This window comes from Pseudomonas sp. LPH60 (assembly GCF_030718165.1).
Taxonomy (GTDB): Bacteria; Pseudomonadota; Gammaproteobacteria; order Pseudomonadales; family Pseudomonadaceae; genus Aquipseudomonas; species Aquipseudomonas danubii.
On the sequence record NZ_JAVAJH010000001.1, the window covers coordinates 1,134,256 to 1,155,060 of the forward strand.

A 20,805-nucleotide genomic window follows, 5' to 3' on the forward strand; every position below is an offset into this window, starting at 1 on the left:
ATGAGGGTTGGCGCTGGATTTTTCCCCGCTGGAAAAACCCCTCGCCAACACCGCTCTGAAGGAACGACTGTGCTCGTGACGCTTTGAAAACAGCTTCAAACGGACATTGGCGCCTAAAAAGGCTGGCTGATTCTACGGCAAAAAAAATCTAAACGTAAGTTGCTGTATTGAAGTTTGAGGGGTGATCAATCTTAGACAAAGGGCTAACATTGCCGACTGTTTTGCCTTTGCGTGTGTTGTTTTTCTATGCCCAATCAGACCATCAAGACCCCTTGCGTCGGCCTCTGCTCCACCGTCTACGGCGACCTGGTGTGCCGCGGCTGCAAGCGTTTCCATCACGAAGTGATCAACTGGAACGGTTACAACGAGGAGGAGAAACGCGCGGTCTGGTTGCGTCTTGAACAACTGCTGGTGCAGGTGATGACGGCCAAGCTGGAAGTCTTTGACCCGGCGCGTCTGCGCGGGCAACTGGAGCAGCGCAAGATCCGTTTCGTGCCGCACCAGTCCGAGTATTGCTGGGCCTATCAGCTGATTGCCCGGGGCGCGCGGGTGATCAACCAGCTCGACGCCTACGGCATGGCGCTGTTGCCGGAGTTCCGTGACTGGGGCCTGCCGGAATTGCGTGACGCCATCGATCGGGAATTCTTCCTGCTGTCGGAAGCCCACTACCAGCGCTACATCGCCCCGGGGTTTCTCAAGGACGCCCTGGGCTGAGAGGTTCGTCGGCCAGCCACTTCCTGCGCAAAGGGTGCTGCAGGCGTGGGCTTGCCAGCGACAGCGTCGTCATGGGCGACGCAGGTTAGGCGCTGGCGTTGCGGGGAAGGGGCTCAGACTTTGGCGGCGAGTTCTTCCAGATGGTCCATGATGTCCGCCGGTTTGAGCACCAGCACGTCACTGTCCAGGGAGTCGAGCACCACTTCGGCGGTGTTGCCGATCAAGGCCCCCGACAACCCGGTACGGGCCACGGTGCCGATGATGGTCAGCACGGCCCCCAGCTTGTGGGCCATATGGGGAATCAGCACGTCCGCCGGACCTTCCTCGATATGCAGGTGCGCATCGTCGATATCGAACTCGGCCTGGAACGCCCTGCATTCCTCGCGGTAGCGCTTCTCGATGGTTTCCTTGAGCTGGAACACCGGGTCGGATGCCGAAAGCATCGGTGATGGATGGGCGCTGATCACGTGCAGTTGAGCCCTGGCCAGGCTGGCGATGTCGAAACCATAGTCAACGATGCTGGCATGCAGGGTGCGGTGTTCGCCGTCCATGTTGCCGACATCGATGGCCGCCATGACCACGCCACCGGCCCAGGGGGTGGCGGTCTTGACCAGCAGCACCGGGGTTGGGCAGTAGCGCAGCAGCTTCCAGTCCGCCGGGGTCAGCAGGACTTTCTTCAGCGGATTGTCATGGGAATGCTGCTTGATCACCAGGCCGCAACCCTCGGCCTGCTGCACGTCGATGATGGTTTCATGCAGGCTCTCGTTCCAGGCCTGCTCGGTGGTGACGCTGTAGCCTTCGCCGGTCAGGCTGCTCTTGAGCACGCTGAGCAGCGCCGAGTGTTCGTGTTTCTTGTCGCAGACCAGCAGATGCAGGTGGGCCTGGGTGACCCCGGCAATCAGCTTGGCGCGCTTGAGGGCCAGACTTTCGCCAGGCGTGGGATCGATGACCACCAGGATGCTGCGGATACTTTGCATGATCGGGATCTCCAGGAAAGGGATGAACGGTTAGGGTCTGTTCCCGTTTGGCCCAGCAACGCGGCTCGTCACCAAACGGCAACAGACCCTGGCGTGCACAACTATAGTTGCTGGCGCCCGCGCCGCATGTTGATGCATATCAAGCGCGGCCGCTGGTGGTCTGCGACGTGGCCGGTATAATCGCCAGCCTTTCGCTGTGAAGCCTTATTTGTCTCGTGAGCCTCATGTTATCGATCACTGATAGTGCCGCCATTGCTCGCCTTGCTGTGGCGGATTGCTCGGAAATGCGCCGATGAACTTTCCGGAAATTCATGACTTCCTCGGCTGTCGGACTCCCGACGCCTGGGTCCAGGCGGCCCTGGCCGACCAGGAAACCCTGCTGATCGACCACAAGAACTGTGAGTTCAAGGCCGCCAGCACCGCCCTGAGCCTGATCGCCAAGTACCATTCCCATGTCGACCTGATCAACATGATGTCGCGTCTGGCCCGGGAAGAACTGGTGCACCACGAACAGGTCATGCGCCTGATGAAACGACGCAAGGTCGAGCTGCGCCAACTGCATGCCGGGCGCTACGCCTCGGGCCTGCGCAAGGTGGTGCGCAGCCATGAGCCGGTGAAGCTGGTGGACACCCTGGTGGTCGGCGCTTTTATCGAAGCCCGCAGTTGCGAGCGCTTCGAAGCCCTGGTGCCACACCTGGACGAGGAGTTGGGCAAGTTCTATTTCGGCCTGCTCAAAAGCGAGGCCCGGCACTATCAGGGCTACCTGAAGCTGGCCTACCAATATGGCGACGCCAAGGACATCGCCCAGGTGATCGACAAGGTGCGGGCCGCCGAGCAGGAGCTGATCGAGTCCCCGGACCCGGAGTTCCGCTTCCACAGCGGCGTACCGGCCTGGTAAGGCACAACCCTTGTGTCGCTGCCCTTGTGTAAAAACAGGGGCAAATTGTTAAAAACTCTTAAAAGAATGAAACTTTGCGCAAAACCGCGATAAGTCGCTGGTTTTGCCGCGACCTTAGCCTTTTTTTAACCTCGGTCCTTCTATAATGCGCGCACTCAAAATTGTGTGCTTGCGAACGGGAAGGTATGGAAAACCTGGGTCTTGGCAAAGTCCTGCTGGTGGAAGATGACGAGAAGCTCGCCGGGCTGATTGCCAGCTTCCTGTCCCAGCATGGCTTTGAAGTGCTGACGGTGCACCGGGGCGATGTGGCCTTGGCGGCGTTTCTCGAATTCAAACCGAAGCTGGTGGTGCTCGACCTGATGTTGCCGGGCCAGAGTGGCCTGCACGTGTGCCGGGAAATCCGCGCCGTGGCCGATACCCCGATTGTCATCCTCACCGCCAAGGAAGACGACCTGGACCACATTCTCGGCCTGGAGTCCGGCGCCGACGACTATGTGATCAAACCCATCAAGCCGGCGGTGCTGCTGGCGCGGCTGCGGGCCCTGCAGCGGCGCCAGGTGCCGGAGTCGAGCGCCTTGCGCGGGGCCCTGGAGTTCGGCGTGCTGAGCATCGACCGCAGCAGCCGCGAGGTGCGTCTGTCCGGCGAGCCGATCGAACTGACCACCATGGAGTTCGAGCTGCTCTGGCTGCTGGCCAATGCGGCAGGCAAGACCCTGTCCCGGGATGACATCCTGAACCGCATGCGCGGCATCGAGTTCGACGGTCTGAACCGCAGCGTCGACGTCTACATCAGCAAATTACGCGGCAAGCTCAAGGACAACCCGCGCGAGCCGGTGTGCATCAAGACCGTGTGGGGCAAGGGCTACCTGTTCAATCCATTCGCCTGGGAGATTTGAATGCTGCGGCTGTTTCTGGGGCTCTACCTGTTCCTGGCCTTAGGCTTTGCCGGAGCCATGACCGCGGTGCAACACATCTTCCTCAACTACCTGGCGGTGGACCTGATCGAGGCCTACAACCGCGATGCGGTGCGCGGGCCGGCCTATAGCCTCAGCGAGCAGCTGCGGCCCTTTGACGAGGCCGGGCGTCAGCATCAACTGGAGTTGCTCAAACCCCATTACGGGCTGGGGCTCAAGCTGGTGCAGGCCGGCGAGCTGGACCTCAACCAGAAGGAGCGGGCGCTGCTGAGTGCCAAGCAACTGGTGGTCCGGGATGATTTCAACGAATTCATTTCCAGCATCGACGACGGTCCCCAGTTACTGAGCATCAAGCTCCCGGAAGACCCACCCCTGACCCTGCTGTACAACATCGCCGCCTATGCCTTGCTCGGCACGCTGCTGGCCATCGTCCTGTACTTCTGGGTGCGCCCGCACTGGCGCGACCTGGAGCGCCTGCGCCTGGCCGCCGAGCGTTTTGGCGGCAATGACCTCAGCACCCGCCTGCAACTGTCCCAGCGTTCCAACATTCGCGACCTGGCCCAGCACTTCAACCGCATGGCGGCGCGCATCGAGGGCCTGATCGCCAACCAGCGCGAGCTGACCAACGCGGTGTCCCACGAGTTGCGTACGCCCATCGCGCGGCTGTCTTTCGAGCTGGACCAGTTGCAGCAGCAACCGGACCCGGAGGAAAACCGCGAACTGATCGCCGACATGTACGCCGACCTTGGCGAACTGGAGGACATGGTCTCCGAGCTGTTGTCCTACGCCAGCCTGGAGCACGGCGCGGCCACCATCAGTCGCGAGAATATCCAGGCCCAGAGCTGGCTCGACAGCGTGGTCGGCAGTGTCGCCCTGGAGGCGGAAGCGGCGGGGGTGCAGTTGCTGATCCGCTCCTGCCAGGTCGAGTACGTGCGGATCGAGCCACGCTTCATGGCCCGGGCGGTGATCAATCTGTTGCGCAACGCCATTCGCTACGCCGACCGGCGGGTGGAAGTGTCCCTGGTCCGCCTGGAGCAGGGCTACGAAGTGCGGGTCAATGATGACGGGCCCGGCGTGCCGGTGGACGGACGGGAGAAAATCTTTGAACCCTTTTCCCGGCTCGACGCCAGCCGCGACCGGCGTACCGGTGGTTTCGGCCTGGGCCTGGCCCTGGTGCGACGGGTTTCCCAGTGGCATGGCGGCAAGGTCGAGGTGGTGGATTCGGAGTGGGGCGGGGCCTCGTTTCGCCTGACCTGGGCCCATGTCGATTAGCGGCAGCGGCAAGCTTCAAGCCGCCAGTTCGCTGCTTGCCGCTTGCCGCTCGAAGCCTACCGCTTAAAAGCTGTACTCAAGCTGGGTGCCCAGCACCGTCTGCATGCGCCGATCGACGATCGGACTGTCGCCGGCTTCCTTGCCCAGGTACTGCAGGGACAGCAGGGTCGAAAGCTTGGTCTGCTCGTTGAGGGGCAGGCTCCATTCCAGGTCCAGGCCATTGCTCACCAGCCCGCCCTTGGCGCGGTAGGCGCTGAAGCGGCTGTTGGCGGCCTGGGTGCCGCTCACGCCGTACCAGGTCTGCATATAGTCGGCATTGCCGAACAGGCTGTTGAGGCTGGCATCGAGGCTGCCCAAACGTCCCTCGTACAGGTTGGTGCCAATGCTCAGCTGCAGCTGGCTGTAAGCTGAACCGGTGTCCTTGTTGTCATTCTTCTTCACTGCGTGGGTCACCGTGGCTCCCAGTTCGAACGGGCCCAGGTCGTAACCCAGGTGTGCGCCGAACTGTGCACGTGACTTGATCTGGCCCATGCCCTTGAGCCGCTTGGAGCCTTGGCCCAGGTGGTTCTTGTCGCGCCGTTCGTCGCTGGGGCCGACCCAGGTGCTGAACGACAGGTCGCCCCATTCATGGCCCCAGCCCAGTCCCTGGTCGGTGTTGAGGAAGAGGCCATAGGGGCTGATGATTTCGCCGCCGAAAATCGGCGCCACGGTGCGCTCGTCACTGCCGCTGTAGCGCGGCACGCTGGCCACACCGCCGCGCACGCCATATTTCCAGTCCTCGGCATGCAGCGCTGCAGACCCTGTGGCCAGGCCGAGGGTGCCCGCCCAAAGGGCGACGGTGGTGCAGCGTTTCAGGCTTTTCATAGTGTTTTAGAACCTCAGGTAGTGGGGGGTGTAGATACGTTTGAAGGAGTAGCCGAGGACGTTGACCCCGTTGACCTGGCGGCGCACGGTGTCGCCCAGCCCGGGGCCATGGCCGGCAATCACCGCATGGGCGTTGTCCACCGGAGCCAGGATGTAATCGGTGAGGGTGCGACCCTGTTGCAGGCTGCGGATCATCAGGAAGCCGTCTTCCAGGGCGATGCTGACGCCGTTCACGGGGGCGTTGGCTTCGTCATCGTTGAGGGCGTGATAGGTGCCGACCATGGCCAGCCAGTTGTCGGGCAGGGGCACCGGGTCGATCCGTTCCCCCATGGCCAGTAGCTGGCCGTGGCGCTTGGCGGTAAACACCCGGTTGCCCTGAACGTTCATGACGTCCAGTTGCACCCGCCCCAGGTCGCCCAGGTCCTGCTGCCACAGGCCGAGGATTTTCTTCTGCGCCCGCAGCCAGCCGTGTTCGTCGCGCAGCAGCTCGAAGCGCGTGCCGGCCAGTTCGCCAAACAGCCGCTGGTTCTGGTCCTTGATGCGCAGCACGCCCCAGGTCGTGGCATAGAACCCCGCCAGATGCTGGCGGTCGGCGGCTTCCGGCACCCGGCGCCGCGGGGTGGGCTGGTCGGAGCCGTTCTGGTCTGAGCCCTTCAGGTCAGTGCGACTCTGGACGGAGTTACTCAGTAGGGGGCTATCCACTACGGAGCTATCCAGTACGGAGCCATTCGGGACGGAGCCATTCTTGACGAAGCCATCCTGGCCGGAATCGTGCTGAACGCAGCCCTGCTGAACAGGGCCGGCTTGCATCCCTCCGGGGGCGCCATGGGCCTGCTGCAGCATGCGCAGAATCTGCGGCACCAACGGCTGGGCCAGGGCTGCGCCGGAGCCGGAATTGCTCATCACGATCACCGCCAGTTGCTGCTCCGGGAGCACGCTGATCCGGGCGTGGAAATCATCGCCGGAGCCACTGCGCTGCCAAGTGCCAACCCCCGGGTTGACCCACTCATCGCCACAGGGCGAGAGGAACCAGCCCAGGCCCACCTGACAATCGAAATCCAGCGGGTTGCCGCTGTTCTGCGGACGCACCATCTCCTTGATCGAGGCCGGCGAGAGCAACGCCTGATGCTTGTAGCTGCCCTGGGCGAAGAGCATGCGCACGAAGTGGCTCAGGTCCCGTGGATTGCTCCACAAGCCAGCGGCGGACAGGTCGCGCACCAGGACATCATTGCTGCGGGAGCCGTCGGTATAGCCTTGGGTGCGGTAGGGTTGTGCGCCGCTGCCGCCGATGAAACTCGACTGGCTCATGCCCAGCGGGCGCAGCAGGCTTTTTTGCAATTGCATCTCGAAATCCAGGCCGCTGCTGCGTTCCACCGCCGCGCCCAGCAGGGCGTAGCCCAGGTTGGAGGGGGCGGTCCGGGTGCCCGGGGCATTGTTCAGCCAGACCCCGCTGACCTTTCTCGGCAGCTCGTTGAGGGCCTGGGGCGTACGTGAGTCGCGCAGGTACTCGGCGGGCATCCCGGCCTGATGGCTGAGCAGACGGCGCACGGTCACGGCCTGGTCGGCGGCGTTCTGGTCCTGGTGAAAGCGCGAGCGGACGTAGAATTCCTTGAGGCTGTCCTGCAGGGGCGCATCCAACTGCAGGCGTCCCTGTTCCACCAGTTGCATGACCGCCGTAGCGGTCAGCAACTGCGACAGGGCGCCGGCACGAAACGCGGTGTTCTCGGTCACCTGCAGGCCCCGTGCCTGGTCGGCAAACCCGAAGCCCCGGGCCCAGATCAGCTCCTGGCCGTCCACCAGGGCGATGGACAGCCCCGGGACCTGGTGCTCGGCCATCTCCCGGGGGATGTACTGCTTCAAGTAGCTGATGATGCTTGCGTAGTCGCCGGGCGCTATGACCGGCGGCGCAGGTGGTTGGCCATTGCAGCCGAGGCTGCTCAGCAGGATGCCCAGCAGTGGCAGGCCGAGAAGTTTGGGGGACATGCAGCACCCGACCGGAAATTCGATGAGCGGATGCTAGGGAAGGGCGCCTGAGGAGTCTTTGGCAGCTTTGTCTGGAAACTGTCAAAGAGTGTTAAGCGAAGGTGGCCGCGCCTCGGACCGAGGCGCGGCTTGGGCGGGTTACAGCTCCAGGCTGTGGATCACCTGGGTGGCATCGTCGGGGTCGATGGCGCTGCGCATACCGAGGGTCTTCGCCAGGCGGCGCATGCTGTAGTTGGCGGCGCTGTCCACCGAATACAGCTGCTGGAAGCCATTGCTACGGGCTTCGTCGATCAGATGCTGCATCAGCAGGGCACCGAGGCCCTTGCCTTGCCATTGATCGGCGATGGTCACGGCAAACTCGCAGCGCCAGGGTTGGTCGTCGACCTGGGCATAGCGGCTGATGCCGACTTCCCGCAGCTCGCCGTTGTCGTGGACCAGGGCCACGTAGGCCACCCGTTGCGGGGTGCCGACGTCCATCAGTTGATCCAGCAACTGATCGCCGACTTCCTTGACCTCACCGAGAAAGCGCTGGTGCCGGGTGACGGGGGAGAGGTTTTCGATAAAGGCCTTTTCCCGGCCCCGGTCTTCAGGACGCAGCGGGCGGATCAGCACATGGCTGCCGTCGCTCAGGGCGTCGATCCAGTATTGGCCTTGCTGGGCCGGAAAGGGCGGTTGGGCGAGGACATCGAGGGCGCTGCTGGACATGATCAAGTCTCCGGGGAAGCAAAGGGCAGGTGATTGCCACAAGCTTTACTCCGCCGGCGATCCGGGCGCTTGATCGGCATCAATGTCCGCTGCTGTCGCGCCGCGACTGGCGATCACCGGTCATGGCCCCATCCGCTGCCTATCAGGTGGACGGGCAGATGGTCGACGCGCCAGTGCTGCAACAGGCCCGGCGTCTGCTGGCCCTGGCCTGAACCGGTCGGGTTAGTATGGCCCCGGCATTGTTGCCAAGATCCGGAGCCACCGCCCATGAGTACCCTGGAACGCGCCATCGCCATTGCTGCCCGGGCCCATGCCGGGCAAGTCGACAAGGGCGGGGCGCCCTATATCCTCCATCCCCTGCGGGTCATGCTGCGGCTGTCCGAGCCCCGGGAACAGCTGGTCGCGGTGCTCCACGACGTCATTGAAGACAGCCCGGTGACCCTGGAACAACTGCGCGGCGAAGGTTTCAGTGAAGAGGTGCTGCAGGCCCTGGCGGCGCTGACCAAGGTCGAGGGCGAGGACTATCCGGGGTTTATCCGCCGCGCGGCACAGAATCCTTTGGCGCGACGGGTAAAGCGGGCGGACCTGGCGGAGAACAGTGACCTGTCACGCATCCCCGAACCCAGTGACGATGACCGGCGGCGCCTGGAGAAGTACCGCCAGGCCATCGAGTACCTCGACAGCCTGGACCGGCCTTGAGCCGCTAACCCAGGGCCAGCGGCGCCGGGGCGTTCAGTTGCTGTAGCTGGAAAGGGCGACTTCGGCGTTGCGCGCCGGTGGCTTGCTGCCCCGGGTGCGCCAGTGTTCGATCAGGGCGCGACCATGGGCCAGGCCGGCTTGCAGGGCGGCTTCGGTGCTGGCGTAGTCGTTGCCGTAGGGCGGGCAGGCAAAGTGCACGGAAAAGCACGGGTGCTGGCCATGGCCGGTGAGCCGCCCGACGTAGCTGAAGCTGGCACCGGATTGATGTGCATAGAGACTCGGTGAACTCGGCTCACGAATGATCATCACGTAGATGTCGTGGTCGAATTGAGTGTCTTGATACCAACTGCTAGAAGACTCCATGGTCCACCTCCTTGTCCGTAAAGCGGCGCGTTGTTGCTGCGTCAGCGGGTTGTTCAGTGCAGTTCACGCCCGGGGGGGCGTCCAGCAGGCCGGCGGGGTGAGCGAACACCCCGGCAGGCAGCAGTTTTTCCAGGGCCCGGGCGGCCCGCAGGACCCATTCGTCACGGCCGAAGCGGGCGACGATCTGCAGGCCTATGGGCAGGCCGGCGGCGCTCAGGCCGCAGGGCATGCTCAGCGCCGGTTGGCGGCTGAAATTGAACGGGAAGGTGGTGGGCTGCCACATGGCGCTGATCTGCTCCGGCCAGTCGGGCGGCATCTGGCGCTCCACGGCGAAGGGCTCGACCACCGCAGTGGGGGTCAGCAGCAGGTCGTAGTCGCCGAGAAAGTCATGCAGTTGTTGCGCGACCCGATGCCGCTCCTGCACCGCGCAGGCGTAATCCAGGGCATTGAGCTGGCGTGCGCGGACCTGGGCCTGCTGGAGGAAGTCGCCGACCAGGTGCTGGCGCTCCAGCGGGATTTCCTCGGCCATGGCGCTGGCCACTTCCACCGGCCAGGCCCGCAGGTAATTCGCGGCCGGCTGGCCGATGTCCGGCGAGGCCTGGACCACCGTTGCCCCGGCCTGCTGCAGCAACTGGGCAGCGGCCAGGCAACGGGCGGCAATCTGCGGATCGACATGGGCGGCATGGCCCAGGTCGGCGCTGAAGGCGATGCGCAGGCCGTTGATGCCGTCCTCGATGCCGGACAGGAACTGGCCGGGAGCATGGGGCCAGGCGAAAGGTTCATCAGGCTCATGGGCGCTCATCAGCTCCATCAGCAGGGCGATATCCCGTACATGCCGGGCAATCGGGCCTTCGGCGGCCATGCCCCCCGGGTCGATGCTCGGGCAGGCGGACACCAGGCCATGGCTGGGCTTGAAACCGATCACCCCGCAAAAGCTCGACGGGGTGCGGATCGATCCGGCGGCATCATTGCCGGTGGCCGCCGGGGCGTAACCGGCGGCCACGCCAGCGGTGCTGCCGCCACTGCTGCCACCGGCATGCAGGGCCAGGTTCCAGGGGTTGCGGGTGATGCCGGTCAGCGGGCTATCGGTCAGGGGTGTGCTGCCCAGTTCCGGCAGGGTGGTCTTGCCAATGAAGATCGCCCCGGCCTCGCGCAGCCGCGCCACCAGGCTGGTGTCGCGGGGCATGGGCGGGCGGTCGGCCAGCGCCCTGGAGCCGCTACGGGTGTGCCAGCCCTGGATGTCGCTGTTGTCCTTGACCAGGATCGGGATGCCGTCCAGCCGGCCCAGCGGTTGCCCGGCGGCCCAGCGCGCGGTAGCCGCCTGGGCGGCGGCGAGAGCGGCCGCGTCCTGGCGCTCGCAAAGAGCGTTGAGTTGCGGCTCATGGCGTTCGATCCGGGCCAGCACCGCGTGCAGCAGATCCACCGGGGTGAACTGCCGGGCGGCAAAGCCGTGCAGCAATGCCTCGATGGACAGCAGGTGCAGGGCCGGTGTGCTGGACGGGGATAACGACATGGGCAGCTCTTCTATCAAGGCCGTGGGGCGCCGGTGGCGGGCCAACGGGCAAGGGCTGCGGACGCGCCGCTGGTGGCGGCCCGCAAACCCTTGAGGGTCAAAAACTCAGCGGCCACTGGTGACCTTGACCCAGGTCCGGGTCCGGGTGCGTTCGGCCTTGGCCGGCAGCGGTGCCAGGGGGTACAGGCGGGTCATGGTCTCGGCGCTGGGGAACAGGTCCGGGTTGTCCAGCAGCGTCTGCTGGATGAACGGTTTGGAGTCGGTCACGCCATTGGGGTAGCCGACGTAGTTGCTGATGGAGGCGATGACTTTCGGTTCCATCAGGTAATTGAGAAAGGCGTGGGCGGTGTCCACGTGCTTGGCGCCGGCGGGAACGGCCACGGTGTCGATCCACACCAGGGTGCCTTCCTTGGGAATGCGCATTTCAATGTGCACGCCGTTCTTGGCTTCGTTGGCGCGGTTGGCCGCCTGCAGGAAGCCGCCGGAGTAGCCCACGGCCACGCAGATGTTGCCGTTGGCGATATCGCCCATCCACTTGGCGCTGTGGAAGTAGCGCACATAAGGACGCAGCTTGAGCAGCAGGGCCTCGGCCTTGCGGTAGTCCTCGGGGTTCTGGCTGTTGGGGTCCAGGCCCAGGTAGTGCAGGGCCAGGGGCAGCATCTCGGCGGGCGAGTCGAGGAAGGTTACGCCGCACTGGCTGAGCTTCTTCAGGTTCTCTTCCTTGAACACCAGGTCCCAGCTGTTGACCGGGGCATCGCTGCCCAGCAGTTCCTGGACCTTGTCGCGGTTGTAGCCGATCAGGTTGGTGCCCCACATGTAGGGGATCACGTAGCGGTTGCCCGGGTCGCTCTGCTCCAGCAGCTTCATCACTGCCGGGTCGAGGTTCTTCCAGTTCGGCAGTTGGCCACGGTCCAGGGGCTGGAAGGCGCCGGCGCTGATCTGCTTGCTGACGAAACCGCTGGAAGGCACCACCACGTCGTAGCCGCTGTTGCCGGTCAGCAGTTTGGCTTCCAGCACTTCATTGCTTTCGAAGATGTCGTACTTGACCTTGATCCCGCTCTGGGCCTGGAAGTCCTTGATGGTGTTGGGAGCGATGTACTCCGACCAGTTGAAGATGTTCACCGTGCGCTCGGGGGCGGCGTGGGCGCTGAAGCTGGCGCTCAGGGCCAGGGCGCTCAGGGAGCAGCTCAGGGCCAGGCGGGTGAGGGCGGTATGCAGCGATTTCATGCGACAACTCCATGTCTGAAATGAGCGGGACCTTCCGGGTGGATCATTCTTGGCCGGATAGGTCCCTGAGAGAATGTTGGCAACGGTCAATAGGGGATATTTAGCGTCAATCTTCAGCGCAGTCCGAGAGCGGGCCGAGCTGGCCGGCCAACTGCCGGAAGCGCCCGGGAGCAACGCCGCTCCAGCGTTGGAAGGCATGGCGGAAACTTGCGGTTTCCTTGAAGCCCAGGGCTTCGGCGATGCGGTAGATGGGCAGGCTGTGCTGGCCCAGCAACTGTTGCGCCCGGGCATAGCGCAGCTCATCGAGCAACTGCTGATAGCTGGTGTCCTGGGCCCGCAGGCGTCGGCGCAGGGTGCTGGGGGAACAGTGCACCTGGCGCGCCAGGCTGTCGAAGTCCGGCACCGCGTGCAGCTGTTCATTGAGGATGCGCCGCACCTGATCGATCCAGGTCGGCCGGGCGCTGAGCTCTTCGTTGAGGCGGATGCAGCGTTGCAGCATGTCGTTCTGGGTCACCAGGTCCGCCAGGGGCAGGCGCCGGTCCAGCCATTCCAGGTCGAAGCCGATGGCATTGCGCCCGGCGTTGAACTGCACCGGGCAATTGAACGCCTGCTCGTAGCTGTCCAGATAGGGTTGCGGCGGGTGCTTGAGGTGCACCTCGCGCAGCGGCAGCTTGCAGCCCAGCAGGTCCTGGCAGGTGACCCGGTAGGACGACATGCAGAAGTCGGTGTTGAACACCTCAAGTTCGGTTTCGCTGTACTGGTCGGCGGTGAGCCAGGCCAGGCCGTCGCGGATCTGCAGGTCGAGGTGGAAGAAGGTGCCCAGCAGCAAGGGGTAGCGCAGCGCCAGGGACCAGCCTTCGCGCAGGGTGGCGCTGGTCAGCAGGGTCAGGCCGAACATGCCGTAGGCGCTGATATGCAGGTTGCGTCCCAGCACCAGCCCCAGGTCCTGGCGAAAGGCCACGGCGTTGCTGAACACGCGCATTTCCTGGCTGATGTTGATCAGGCTGTTGGGCAGCTCCAGGTCGGCCAGCTGGATGCCACTGCCTTCGAGCAGCACCTCGGGCGATACATCGCTGTCGCGAAAGGCGTCCAGCACCGCTTGAGTGGTGTGCAGGGTAGTCAGGCGAAGAGCGGCCATCGGCGATCTCAGATTGATAGCGGGAGGCGTGACTTTAGGGGTTACGCGCGCGCGGTTCAATTGCCCACTTGCAGGCGCTGGCGCGCCGGCGAAGGCGTCGGCCTGGCCCACGCCAACGCCTGCGTCGGCCATATCCGCGGCGGCCTGGCGTTTGCCGCGGTACTGGCCTGCATGCTGTTCGCCGCGTTGTCCGGTTCGTCGCCGGCCACGGTGGCGACGGTGGGCTCGATTGCCGTGGCGGGTACGGTGCGCTCCGGCTACCCCAAGGAATTCGGCGCCGGGATCAACTGCAACGCCGGGACCCTGGGCATCCTGATTCCGCCGCCGATCGTCATGGTGGTGTACTCGGCCTTCGTCGCGCTGTTGGTGTACCGCGGCATGACGCTGCGCGACTGCGCCAAGGTGTTGCTGGAGTCGGGCCGACTGTCGATCCTGCTGCTGTTCCTGATCCTGGTGACCTAGGTGCCGCTGATCTCCCTGGCCTTGCCCAACTGGCTGCGCTGGCTGTCTGTAGCCGCTGCCGCAGGCTGCGAACGACTGCGAAGCAGGCGCCGCTCTTGAGGTCCCTGAAGCCCCTTCGGGGCTTTTCGCAGCCTGCGGCAGCGGCTACAGGGTTAGGGTTGGTGGGGCGGTACGCGCCACAGGTACCAGGCGGCGGTGGTGCGCCAGGGGCTCCAGGCCTGGCCGATCTGGCGCAGCTGGCGGGGGCTGGGCGGTTGCTCAAGGCCCTTGAGGCGGCGGTAGCCTTCGCGTACGCCAAAGTCGTCCACCGGCAAGATGTCCTCGCGCTCAAGGCTGTAGATCAACAGCATCTCCACGGTCCAGCGGCCAATGCCGGGCAGTTGGGTCAGGCGCTCTATCAGCTGTTCATCGTCCAGGCCGCGGGCGCTGGCGGCATCGGGCACGCGGCCGTCGAGGGTGGCCTGGGCGATGCCATGCAGGGTCGCCACCTTGCGTGCGGAGAAGCCGCAGCCGCGCAGGCACTCCAGGCTGGCATCGGCCAGTTGCCGGGGCGTGGGGAAGGCTTGCCCGGGAAACAAGGCGCGCAGGCGGCCGAGTATCGCGTCGCCAGCGCGGGCATGCAGTTGCTGGTAGGCCACCGCGCGCACCAGCGCCTGATAAGGCTCGCGCTCCGGGCGGGGCTGGTGCAGGCAGGGGCCGACGGCGGCGATCAGTGCGGCCCAGTCGGCATCCAGTGCGGCAAGAAAACGAGTGGCGGGGCAGGTGGGCATTGGCGATCCGGAACATGTGGCGGGGCGAGCGGCAGATTAGCCCGCCGCCCCAAGGCTTGCACCCCGTCTCTTGCGCTGGAACTCGGCGCCCGGGCCTTGCACCCGGGCGCAGGGTTTTCAGTCCTTGGCCGCCGGCAGGTAGAGCCGCTGCAGCACGTAGTGCAGCGACGCCGCCAGGGTTTGGCCATGGCTGAGTTTTTCGAAGCTGTGGTAGTCCAGGGCCAGCCCCGGCACCTGGGCCAGTTGCGCCTGCAACTGGCGGGCACGCTGGTCGGCCTCGGGCCCCGCTGGCTGACGCGGGTTGCCCGGTTCGGCGCCGCCACGCATCAGCAACAGTTGTGCACGCTGGCCGTGAAGGCGCCCGGCCAGGCCCTGGGCCTGAGTCAGGATCAGGCCGTCGCCCCACCACAGTGAAGGACTCGCAGCGGCGTAGTGGCGAAACTCCTGGGGCTGGGCGAACAGCGCTTGCAGCACCAGCAAGCCGCCATAGGAATGGCCCCACAGGGTCTGCTGCGCCGGGTCGATCGGCGCCTGCGCCGCCACGGCCGGGCGCATGCGCTCGCGCAACAACTGCAGGAAGGCCTCGGCGCCGCCGCTGGGCTGCCCGGTCAGTGGGTCTTGCTGCTGCGCCAGGCCCGGCTGCTGGGGGGTGTAATCGTAGGTGCGGGCGTTACGCTCGATGCGCAGCGGGGTCTGGTAACCCACCGCCACCAGCAGCGGCGCCGGACTCCGGTCCAGGCGCTTGAGTTGCTCGGGGTCCAGAGCGCCGATGGCGGCATTGCCATCGAGCATCCACAGCACCGGGTAGCCCTGGGGCGGCGGCGCCTGCAGCGGCTGGCCGATCCACAGCTGGTAGTGGCGCTGGCCGTCGACGGAATCCAGTTGCAGGCTGCTGAAGCGGTAGGGCAGGTCCTGGCGCTGTAGCAGGCTGCGGTCCATGGGCTGGTCCGGGGCGGGGGCGGCCAGGGCCGTTCCCGCAAGGCCCCAGGCCAGGGCCAGGGGCAGAACAAAACGTCTCATCAGGCGTTCTCGGCGGGGGCTGGGTGATGACATCAGAACGATGCGCTCAGGCTGGTGTACAGGGTGCGCCCGGGTTCGTTGTAGGTGGCGGCGCCGGCCCCGGCGATGTTGTTCACGCCCTGGGCATTGCCTTCACGGAACAGGCGTTTGTCGAACAGGTTGTCGACCCCGGCGGTGACGCTCAGGTGGCGGGTCAGGGCGTAGGTGCCGCTGACCCCGGCAATCGCGTAGGGCGCCAGTTGCTGGGTAGCGCTGCCTGTGACCCGGTCGCCGTGGTAGTCGTACTTCTTCGGCGTCTGCTGGCCGTACCAGGCCACGCTGGCCTGCAGCGACAGGTCCTGGGTGGCCTGCCAGTCGAGCATCGAGTTGAGGGTGTAGCGCGGGGTCACCGAGAGGTAGTCGCCGGTCTGCTTGTTCTTCGATTGCAGCATGTAGGTGAAGTTGTTGTTCCAGGTCAGCTGGCTGGCCAAAGGAATGGTCAGGGTGCCTTCCAGGCCTTCCACCAGGGCCTTGGGCACGTTCTCCCACTGGTAGATCGCCGCGTTGCGGTAGGCGCCGCTGCCGCCGCTGGCACGGCTCACTGGCGCCAGGCCGGATTCCACCTTGTTCTTGTAGTCGTTGCGGAAGTAGGTCAGGCCGGCGACCCAGCCGTCGGCCTTGTACTCCAGGCCCAGTTCCTTGTTGACGCTGGTTTCCGCCTTGAGCCGGTCGTTGCCCTGCAGGTAGCAGCTGGTGCTCTGGCCATAGCAGCCCTGGCCGCGGCTGTAGAGCAGGTAGTCGGCGTTGAGCTGGTACAGGTTCGGCGCCTTGTAGGCCCGGGCGATGCCAGCCTTGAGGGTCAGGGTGTCGCTCAGGGCATGGGACAGGTTGAGGGACGGGCTCCAGTTGTCGCCGACGATGCTGTGATGGTCGAAACGCAGGCCCGGGGTGAGCATGGTGCCCGGGCGCAGTTCGATGTTGTCTTCGGCGAACAGCGAGAAGATCTGCGCGCTGGACTGGGTGCTGCGGTTGCTGCTGCTCAGGCCGCCCACGGCGCCGCCTTCGCTGGTGCTCTGGGTGTTGGCGCTGGGGTCATCGAGCTTCTGCTGGGACCATTCGCTGCCCAGGGTCAGGGTCTGCTCGAAGCCTGCGTGCAGCGGCAGGTTGACTTCGCCATGGGCGGTCAGGTCGCGCAGCACCGCAGTGTAGAACTCGCTGTTGCTGAAGATGCCTTCGGTGCCGCCGGCCAGGCCTTCGTTGATCCGCGTGTTGCGGGTCTTCTCGTATTGCAGGTAGGCCATGGAGCTGCCGAAGTCCCAATCGCCGCGATGGGTCAGGGCGTAGGTTTCGCGGTAGCTGCGGTTGGTCTCGTGGCCCAGCAGGTTCTGCACATTCTTGTTGCTGTTGGTGTTCTGGGTATCGCCGGTGTAGATATTGCCCTGGCGGCTGAAACCGGCCTCGAAATCCAGGGTCTGGTCCGGAGTCATGCGCCAGCTCAACAGGCCGTTGAGGTCCTTGTTGCGTACGCCTTCGCGGCCGGCGGGCAGGGTGCCGATCTGGTTGCCGGTGCGCAGGGATTCATGGCCGGCGTTGATATCGGCGTCGTCGGAGTCGGTCTTGGCCACGTTGCCGTAGACCCGGAAGCTCAAGGTGTCGGTGAGCGGGCCGTTGAGGCCGAAGCTTGCACGCTGGGTGGCGCCTTCGTCCTTGTGGGTCGGGAACGAGCTGTAGAGCGTGGCGTTGCCGTGGGTCTGGCTGCCGGCCTGCTTGGTGATGATGTTAATCACCCCGCCAGCGGCACCGTTGCCGTAGCGGGCCGCCGCCGGGCCGCGGATCACTTCGATGCGTTCGACCTGATCGGCCGGCACCCAGTTGCTGTCGCCGCGGCTGTCGCGCTCGCCGCGCCAGCCGTAGCGCACCGAGTTGCGGCTGCCCACCGGCTTGCCGTCCACCAGGATCAGGGTGTTTTCCGGGCCCATGCCGCGGATGTCGATCTGCCGGTTATTGCCGCGCTGGCCGCTGGTGGAGTTACCGGTTAGGTTGACCCCAGGCATGGTGCGGATGATCTGCGACAGGTCGTTGGCCGGCGGGCGCTTCTGGATGTCCTCGGCGGTGATCACCGAGACCCCCGGTGCCTGCTTGGTTTCTTCCTTGGCGGTGGCGATGACGCTCTGGGGTTCCAGCTCCAGGACCGGCGGGGTCGAGCCTGCATTGGCGGCCTGCACCGCGTGGCTGAGCAGGCAGCAGCCGGACAGCAGGAAGGGGGCGAAAGGACGCAGCGAGGGCATGGACATCGGTGATCTCCGGACAGAGGCAGAAACAGAAGGTCACGAATGATAATGACTGCTATTTGCGAGTAAAGCGCATTAACTTTCTAAACACTTCCAGGTCGTGGGTCTAGGCGGCAGGCAGCAGCAGGTGCAGGCACAACCCGGGGTTGCCATTGCTGGCCCAGATCCGCCCCTGGTGCAGCTCCACGGCGCGCCGGGCGATGGCCAGGCCCAGGCCGAAACCGTCGCCCTGGGCCGAGTCCAGGCGCTGGTAGGGCTGGAAGATCCGTTGCAGGTCCTGCTCGGCCACGCCCGGTCCCTGGTCTTCCAGGCACAGGTGCCAATAGCTGCCTTCACGCCAGCCGCGCAGGCTCACCCGGCCGTCGGCGGGGGAGTAGCGGATGGCATTGCGCAGCAGGTTTTCCAGGGCCTGGGCGATGCTGTCCAGGTGCACCTGGACCCGGCACTCGGCGTCCAGCAGGCAGGGCAGGCGCTCGGCGTCCCAGGCGCTTTCAAAGCAGGCGTCCTCGCGCAGCGCCTCCCAGATCGACAGCACCTGCACCGCTTCGGTGGGCAGCTGCGGGCGCTCGGTGTCGAGCCAGGCCAGGTCCAGGGTGTCTTCCAGCAGGCGCTGCATGTCGGCGATCTCGCGGTCCAGGCGCTGGCGCAACTGCTCCGGCGGCAAAGGGCTGTCGTGGGCAATGCGCAGCCGCGCCAGGGGCGTGCGCAACTCGTGGGACAAGGTGCGCAGCAGCAGGCGCTGCTGGGCCAGGCTCTGGCGCAGGCGCTCGGCCATGTGCTCGAAGGCCAGGGCCAGCTCCCCCAGTTCGTCGTGGCGGTTCACCAGGGGCGTGCCCAGCCCCTGGCTTTCCAGGTCGTCGGCGCGCAAGGCATCGGCGCGGTCGCGCAGGCGGTTCAGGGGCAGCACCAGATGGCGATAGAGCAACAGGCCGAGCAGGGCGGCGAGCAGGGTCGGCACCACGCCATGGCTGAAGAGGTGGGTCCAGGGCGTCAGGCCGCTGGGCAGCAGGCGCTCGGGCAGTTGCAGCACCAGCCGGCCTTGTTCCGGGTGCTCGGGGAATTCGATGCTGACGTAGGGCAACTCGTCCTGCAGGCGCCGGCTCATGGGCCAGTCGAGCTTGCGCATGAAGGTCAGGTGGCTGGCGTCCTCGGCGCTCAGCGGGGTGCTGCCCAGGCGTTGCAGACGCTCGCCAAGCACCGCGACCCAGGTGTGCTCCTCGGCCGCCAGGCGTTGTTCGAAGGCATCCACCGCCGCCGCGCCACCCTGTTGCCAGGCGGCCTCGGCCTGCTGCGCATAGCGGGCCAGGTACTGGCGATCGGCGGGGTCGAGGAAGTAGGTGCTGCGCTCGGCCGACAGGCCCCAGGTCCAGATGATCCAGGTCAGCAGCAGGCAGAAGCCGATCTGCAGCCCGGCCAGTTTCCACAGCAGGGGATGACGGCGCATCAATGGCGCTCCGCTTCCACCAGGATGTAGCCGGCGCCGCGCACCGCCTGGATCTGCAGGTGCTGCACCCCCAGCTCGGCGAGCTTGCGCCGCAGGTTGCACACGTGCACATCCAGGCCGCGATCCAGGCGCGTATAGATGCGGTGCAGCACGTGCTGATAGAGAAAGGGCTTGCTCAGGGTTTCTCCGGGGTGCTCGCGCAGGGTCACCAGCAGCCGGTATTCCGAACCGGTGAGGCCCGCGGCGTGGCCCTGGAGCAGTACGTCCTGGGCCTGCTCGTCGAAGCTGAGTTCCGGGTCCTGGCGTGTGGCCTGCTGCTGTTGCACCCGGACCATGCGCCGCAGCAGGGCGTCGGCGCGGGCGTCCAGTTCGGCCAGGCTGAAGGGCTTGGGCAGGTAGTCGTCGGCGCCCCGGGTGAAGCCGGTGATCCGGTCCTGCTCGGCCCCCAGGGCCGACATCAGCATCACCGGCGTGTCTTGCTCCTGGCGCAGGGTTTCCAGCAGGGCCAGGCCGTCGAGGCCCGGCAGCATGATGTCCAGCAGCACCAGATCGAAGCGGCCGGCGCGCACCGCTGCCAGGCCCTGGCGGCCGTCGCTGCAAGGGGTCACGGCAAAGCCGCGCTGGTGGAAATGCCGGTGCAGATCGTCGCGCAGTCGGGCGTCGTCTTCCACGAGGAGCAGGGTGGGGGTCATGGGGGCACTTGAAGGAAAGTATTTAATGAGAATGTTTTACATTTGCGAATATTGCCGCAATGTCCCGAGCGCTGCAATTGCCGCAATCGGCTGACCGGGCAGGGCATTGCAATCAACTAAAAGTTGAATATTCAACAGTGTGTTGATATTTTTTCCCGTCCGCCCAGTTTGGTAAACACCAATGAACGTGCCTTCCGATACCCTTCTTGCCGAGCGCCAACTGGTCCTGCAGGTGCTGCGCAGCACCTTGCAGATGCTCGCCAGCGTGGTTGGCCAGCATGTGGAAATCGTCCTGCATGACCTGGACCGCCCGGAATCCTCGATCGTCGCCATCGCCAACGGCCATGTCACCGGGCGCCGGGTCGGCGACCCGGTGTTGGGCGGGCCGCGCCAGGACCTGGGTTTTGCCGCGGTGCTGAGTGCCCTGCAAGACCGATCGGCGAGCACCCCGCTGGTGCTGGAAAACTACCCGACCCTGGCCCCCGACGGCCGCGAGCTGCGTAGCTCCACGGTGATCTTTCGCGACCGCAGCGGGCAGCCCTTCGCCAGCCTGTGCAGCAACAGCGACCTGAGCGGCATCGCCGCTGCCCATGCCTGCCTGGGCCAGTTGCTGGGCCTGGGCAGCGCCCCTGCGCCGCGCCGCGACGAAGCCCCCGACATGGAGCAGTTGCTGGCCCAGATCATCCAGGGTGCCTGCCCGGCGAGCGCGACGCGCATGAGCAAGTCGCACAAGCTGGAGGCCGTGCGCCAGATGCAGGAGCGCGGGGTGTTCATCGTCAAGGGCGGGATCGAGAAGGCCGCCGCGGCCCTGGGGGTGACCCGCTACACCATCTACAACTACCTGGAACAGATCCGCGCCGAAGGCGCCGAGGAATGACCG

Annotated in this window: 19 protein-coding genes and 1 pseudogene; 7 read left to right on the top strand and 13 right to left on the bottom strand. The window is 65.4% G+C overall.

Annotation, left to right across the window (positions count from 1 at the left end; all coding sequences use genetic code 11):
• The first annotated feature begins 246 nt into the window (after positions 1-246).
• Positions 247-714, top strand: a complete 468-nt coding sequence (locus Q8O96_RS05180) for a DUF1289 domain-containing protein (RefSeq protein ID WP_102864485.1) — start codon at positions 247-249, stop codon at positions 712-714.
• 113 nt (positions 715-827) lie between these two features.
• On the opposite strand, the gene Q8O96_RS05185 is transcribed toward Q8O96_RS05180, so the two are convergent.
• Positions 828-1,691, bottom strand: coding sequence for a universal stress protein (locus tag Q8O96_RS05185; RefSeq protein WP_102864486.1), 864 nt, complete (start codon positions 1,689-1,691; stop codon positions 828-830).
• 292 nt (positions 1,692-1,983) lie between these two features.
• Here Q8O96_RS05185 and Q8O96_RS05190 point away from each other — a divergent pair, with 292 nt between their 5' ends.
• The 3 genes from Q8O96_RS05190 (at position 1,984) to Q8O96_RS05200 (ending at position 4,775) form a co-directional block, all read left to right on the top strand.
• Positions 1,984-2,589, top strand: a complete 606-nt coding sequence (locus Q8O96_RS05190) for a tRNA-(ms[2]io[6]A)-hydroxylase (RefSeq protein ID WP_092315271.1) — start codon at positions 1,984-1,986, stop codon at positions 2,587-2,589.
• Positions 2,590-2,774: 185 nt separating this feature from the next.
• The gene (locus Q8O96_RS05195; RefSeq protein ID WP_102864487.1) at positions 2,775-3,485 is read left to right on the top strand and encodes a winged helix-turn-helix domain-containing protein; all 711 of its coding nucleotides are present in this window, start codon (positions 2,775-2,777) and stop codon (positions 3,483-3,485) included.
• Positions 3,486-4,775, top strand: a complete 1,290-nt coding sequence (locus Q8O96_RS05200; protein WP_102864488.1) for an ATP-binding protein — start codon at positions 3,486-3,488, stop codon at positions 4,773-4,775.
• Between the two features lie 63 nt (positions 4,776-4,838).
• On the opposite strand, the gene Q8O96_RS05205 is transcribed toward Q8O96_RS05200, so the two are convergent.
• The 3 genes from Q8O96_RS05205 to Q8O96_RS05215 form a co-directional block, all read right to left on the bottom strand.
• On the bottom strand, positions 4,839-5,639 hold the full coding sequence (locus tag Q8O96_RS05205) for a MipA/OmpV family protein (RefSeq protein ID WP_250330765.1): 801 nt from the start codon (positions 5,637-5,639) through the stop codon (positions 4,839-4,841).
• 6 nt (positions 5,640-5,645) lie between these two features.
• A complete protein-coding gene (locus Q8O96_RS05210; protein ID WP_305948483.1) occupies positions 5,646-7,622 on the bottom strand; it encodes a serine hydrolase in 1,977 nt (658 codons plus the stop codon).
• Between the two features lie 138 nt (positions 7,623-7,760).
• A complete protein-coding gene (locus tag Q8O96_RS05215; RefSeq protein ID WP_115582292.1) occupies positions 7,761-8,327 on the bottom strand; it encodes a GNAT family N-acetyltransferase in 567 nt (188 codons plus the stop codon).
• 267 nt (positions 8,328-8,594) lie between these two features.
• Here Q8O96_RS05215 and Q8O96_RS05220 point away from each other — a divergent pair, with 267 nt between their 5' ends.
• Positions 8,595-9,026, top strand: coding sequence for an HD domain-containing protein (locus Q8O96_RS05220; RefSeq protein WP_102864491.1), 432 nt, complete (start codon positions 8,595-8,597; stop codon positions 9,024-9,026).
• 33 nt (positions 9,027-9,059) lie between these two features.
• Here Q8O96_RS05220 and Q8O96_RS05225 read toward each other — a convergent pair whose 3' ends face one another.
• The 4 genes from Q8O96_RS05225 to Q8O96_RS05240 all read right to left on the bottom strand — a co-directional run bounded on the left by Q8O96_RS05225 (position 9,060) and on the right by Q8O96_RS05240 (position 13,267).
• Entirely contained in the window at positions 9,060-9,389 is a 330-nt protein-coding gene (locus Q8O96_RS05225; RefSeq protein ID WP_102864492.1) for a hypothetical protein, read from the bottom strand.
• Entirely contained in the window at positions 9,376-10,902 is a 1,527-nt protein-coding gene (locus Q8O96_RS05230) for an amidase (RefSeq protein ID WP_305948484.1), read from the bottom strand. Before Q8O96_RS05230 ends, Q8O96_RS05225 begins: the two co-directional genes overlap by 14 nt.
• A gap of 105 nt (positions 10,903-11,007) precedes the next feature.
• Positions 11,008-12,129, bottom strand: coding sequence for a polyamine ABC transporter substrate-binding protein (locus tag Q8O96_RS05235; RefSeq protein ID WP_102864494.1), 1,122 nt, complete (start codon positions 12,127-12,129; stop codon positions 11,008-11,010).
• Positions 12,130-12,235: 106 nt separating this feature from the next.
• Positions 12,236-13,267 (bottom strand): AraC family transcriptional regulator, encoded by a 1,032-nt coding sequence (locus tag Q8O96_RS05240; protein WP_180988602.1) that lies wholly within the window; start codon positions 13,265-13,267, stop codon positions 12,236-12,238.
• Positions 13,268-13,378: 111 nt separating this feature from the next.
• Here Q8O96_RS05240 and Q8O96_RS05245 point away from each other — a divergent pair.
• A pseudogene (locus Q8O96_RS05245) lies at positions 13,379-13,717 on the top strand (TRAP transporter large permease subunit); the annotation flags it as partial.
• Between the two features lie 164 nt (positions 13,718-13,881).
• Here Q8O96_RS05245 and Q8O96_RS05250 read toward each other — a convergent pair.
• From Q8O96_RS05250 to Q8O96_RS05270, 5 genes are all read right to left on the bottom strand, one after another.
• Positions 13,882-14,499: a DNA-3-methyladenine glycosylase gene (locus Q8O96_RS05250; RefSeq protein ID WP_305948485.1), complete on the bottom strand. Its 618-nt coding sequence runs from the start codon at positions 14,497-14,499 to the stop codon at positions 13,882-13,884.
• Positions 14,500-14,616: 117 nt separating this feature from the next.
• Positions 14,617-15,519 (bottom strand): alpha/beta hydrolase, encoded by a 903-nt coding sequence (locus Q8O96_RS05255; RefSeq protein WP_305948486.1) that lies wholly within the window; start codon positions 15,517-15,519, stop codon positions 14,617-14,619.
• A gap of 32 nt (positions 15,520-15,551) precedes the next feature.
• Positions 15,552-17,786, bottom strand: a complete 2,235-nt coding sequence (locus Q8O96_RS05260; protein WP_371826164.1) for a TonB-dependent siderophore receptor — start codon at positions 17,784-17,786, stop codon at positions 15,552-15,554.
• 109 nt (positions 17,787-17,895) lie between these two features.
• A complete protein-coding gene (locus tag Q8O96_RS05265; protein WP_305948488.1) occupies positions 17,896-19,233 on the bottom strand; it encodes a sensor histidine kinase in 1,338 nt (445 codons plus the stop codon).
• The gene (locus Q8O96_RS05270; RefSeq protein ID WP_102864499.1) at positions 19,233-19,925 is read right to left on the bottom strand and encodes a response regulator transcription factor; all 693 of its coding nucleotides are present in this window, start codon (positions 19,923-19,925) and stop codon (positions 19,233-19,235) included. The genes Q8O96_RS05265 and Q8O96_RS05270 overlap by 1 nt, the downstream gene beginning before the upstream one ends.
• Positions 19,926-20,106: 181 nt before the next feature.
• Between Q8O96_RS05270 and Q8O96_RS05275 the strand changes: the two genes are divergently transcribed.
• A complete protein-coding gene (locus Q8O96_RS05275; protein WP_207167694.1) occupies positions 20,107-20,802 on the top strand; it encodes a transcriptional regulator in 696 nt (231 codons plus the stop codon).
• Positions 20,803-20,805: the final 3 nt, after the last annotated feature.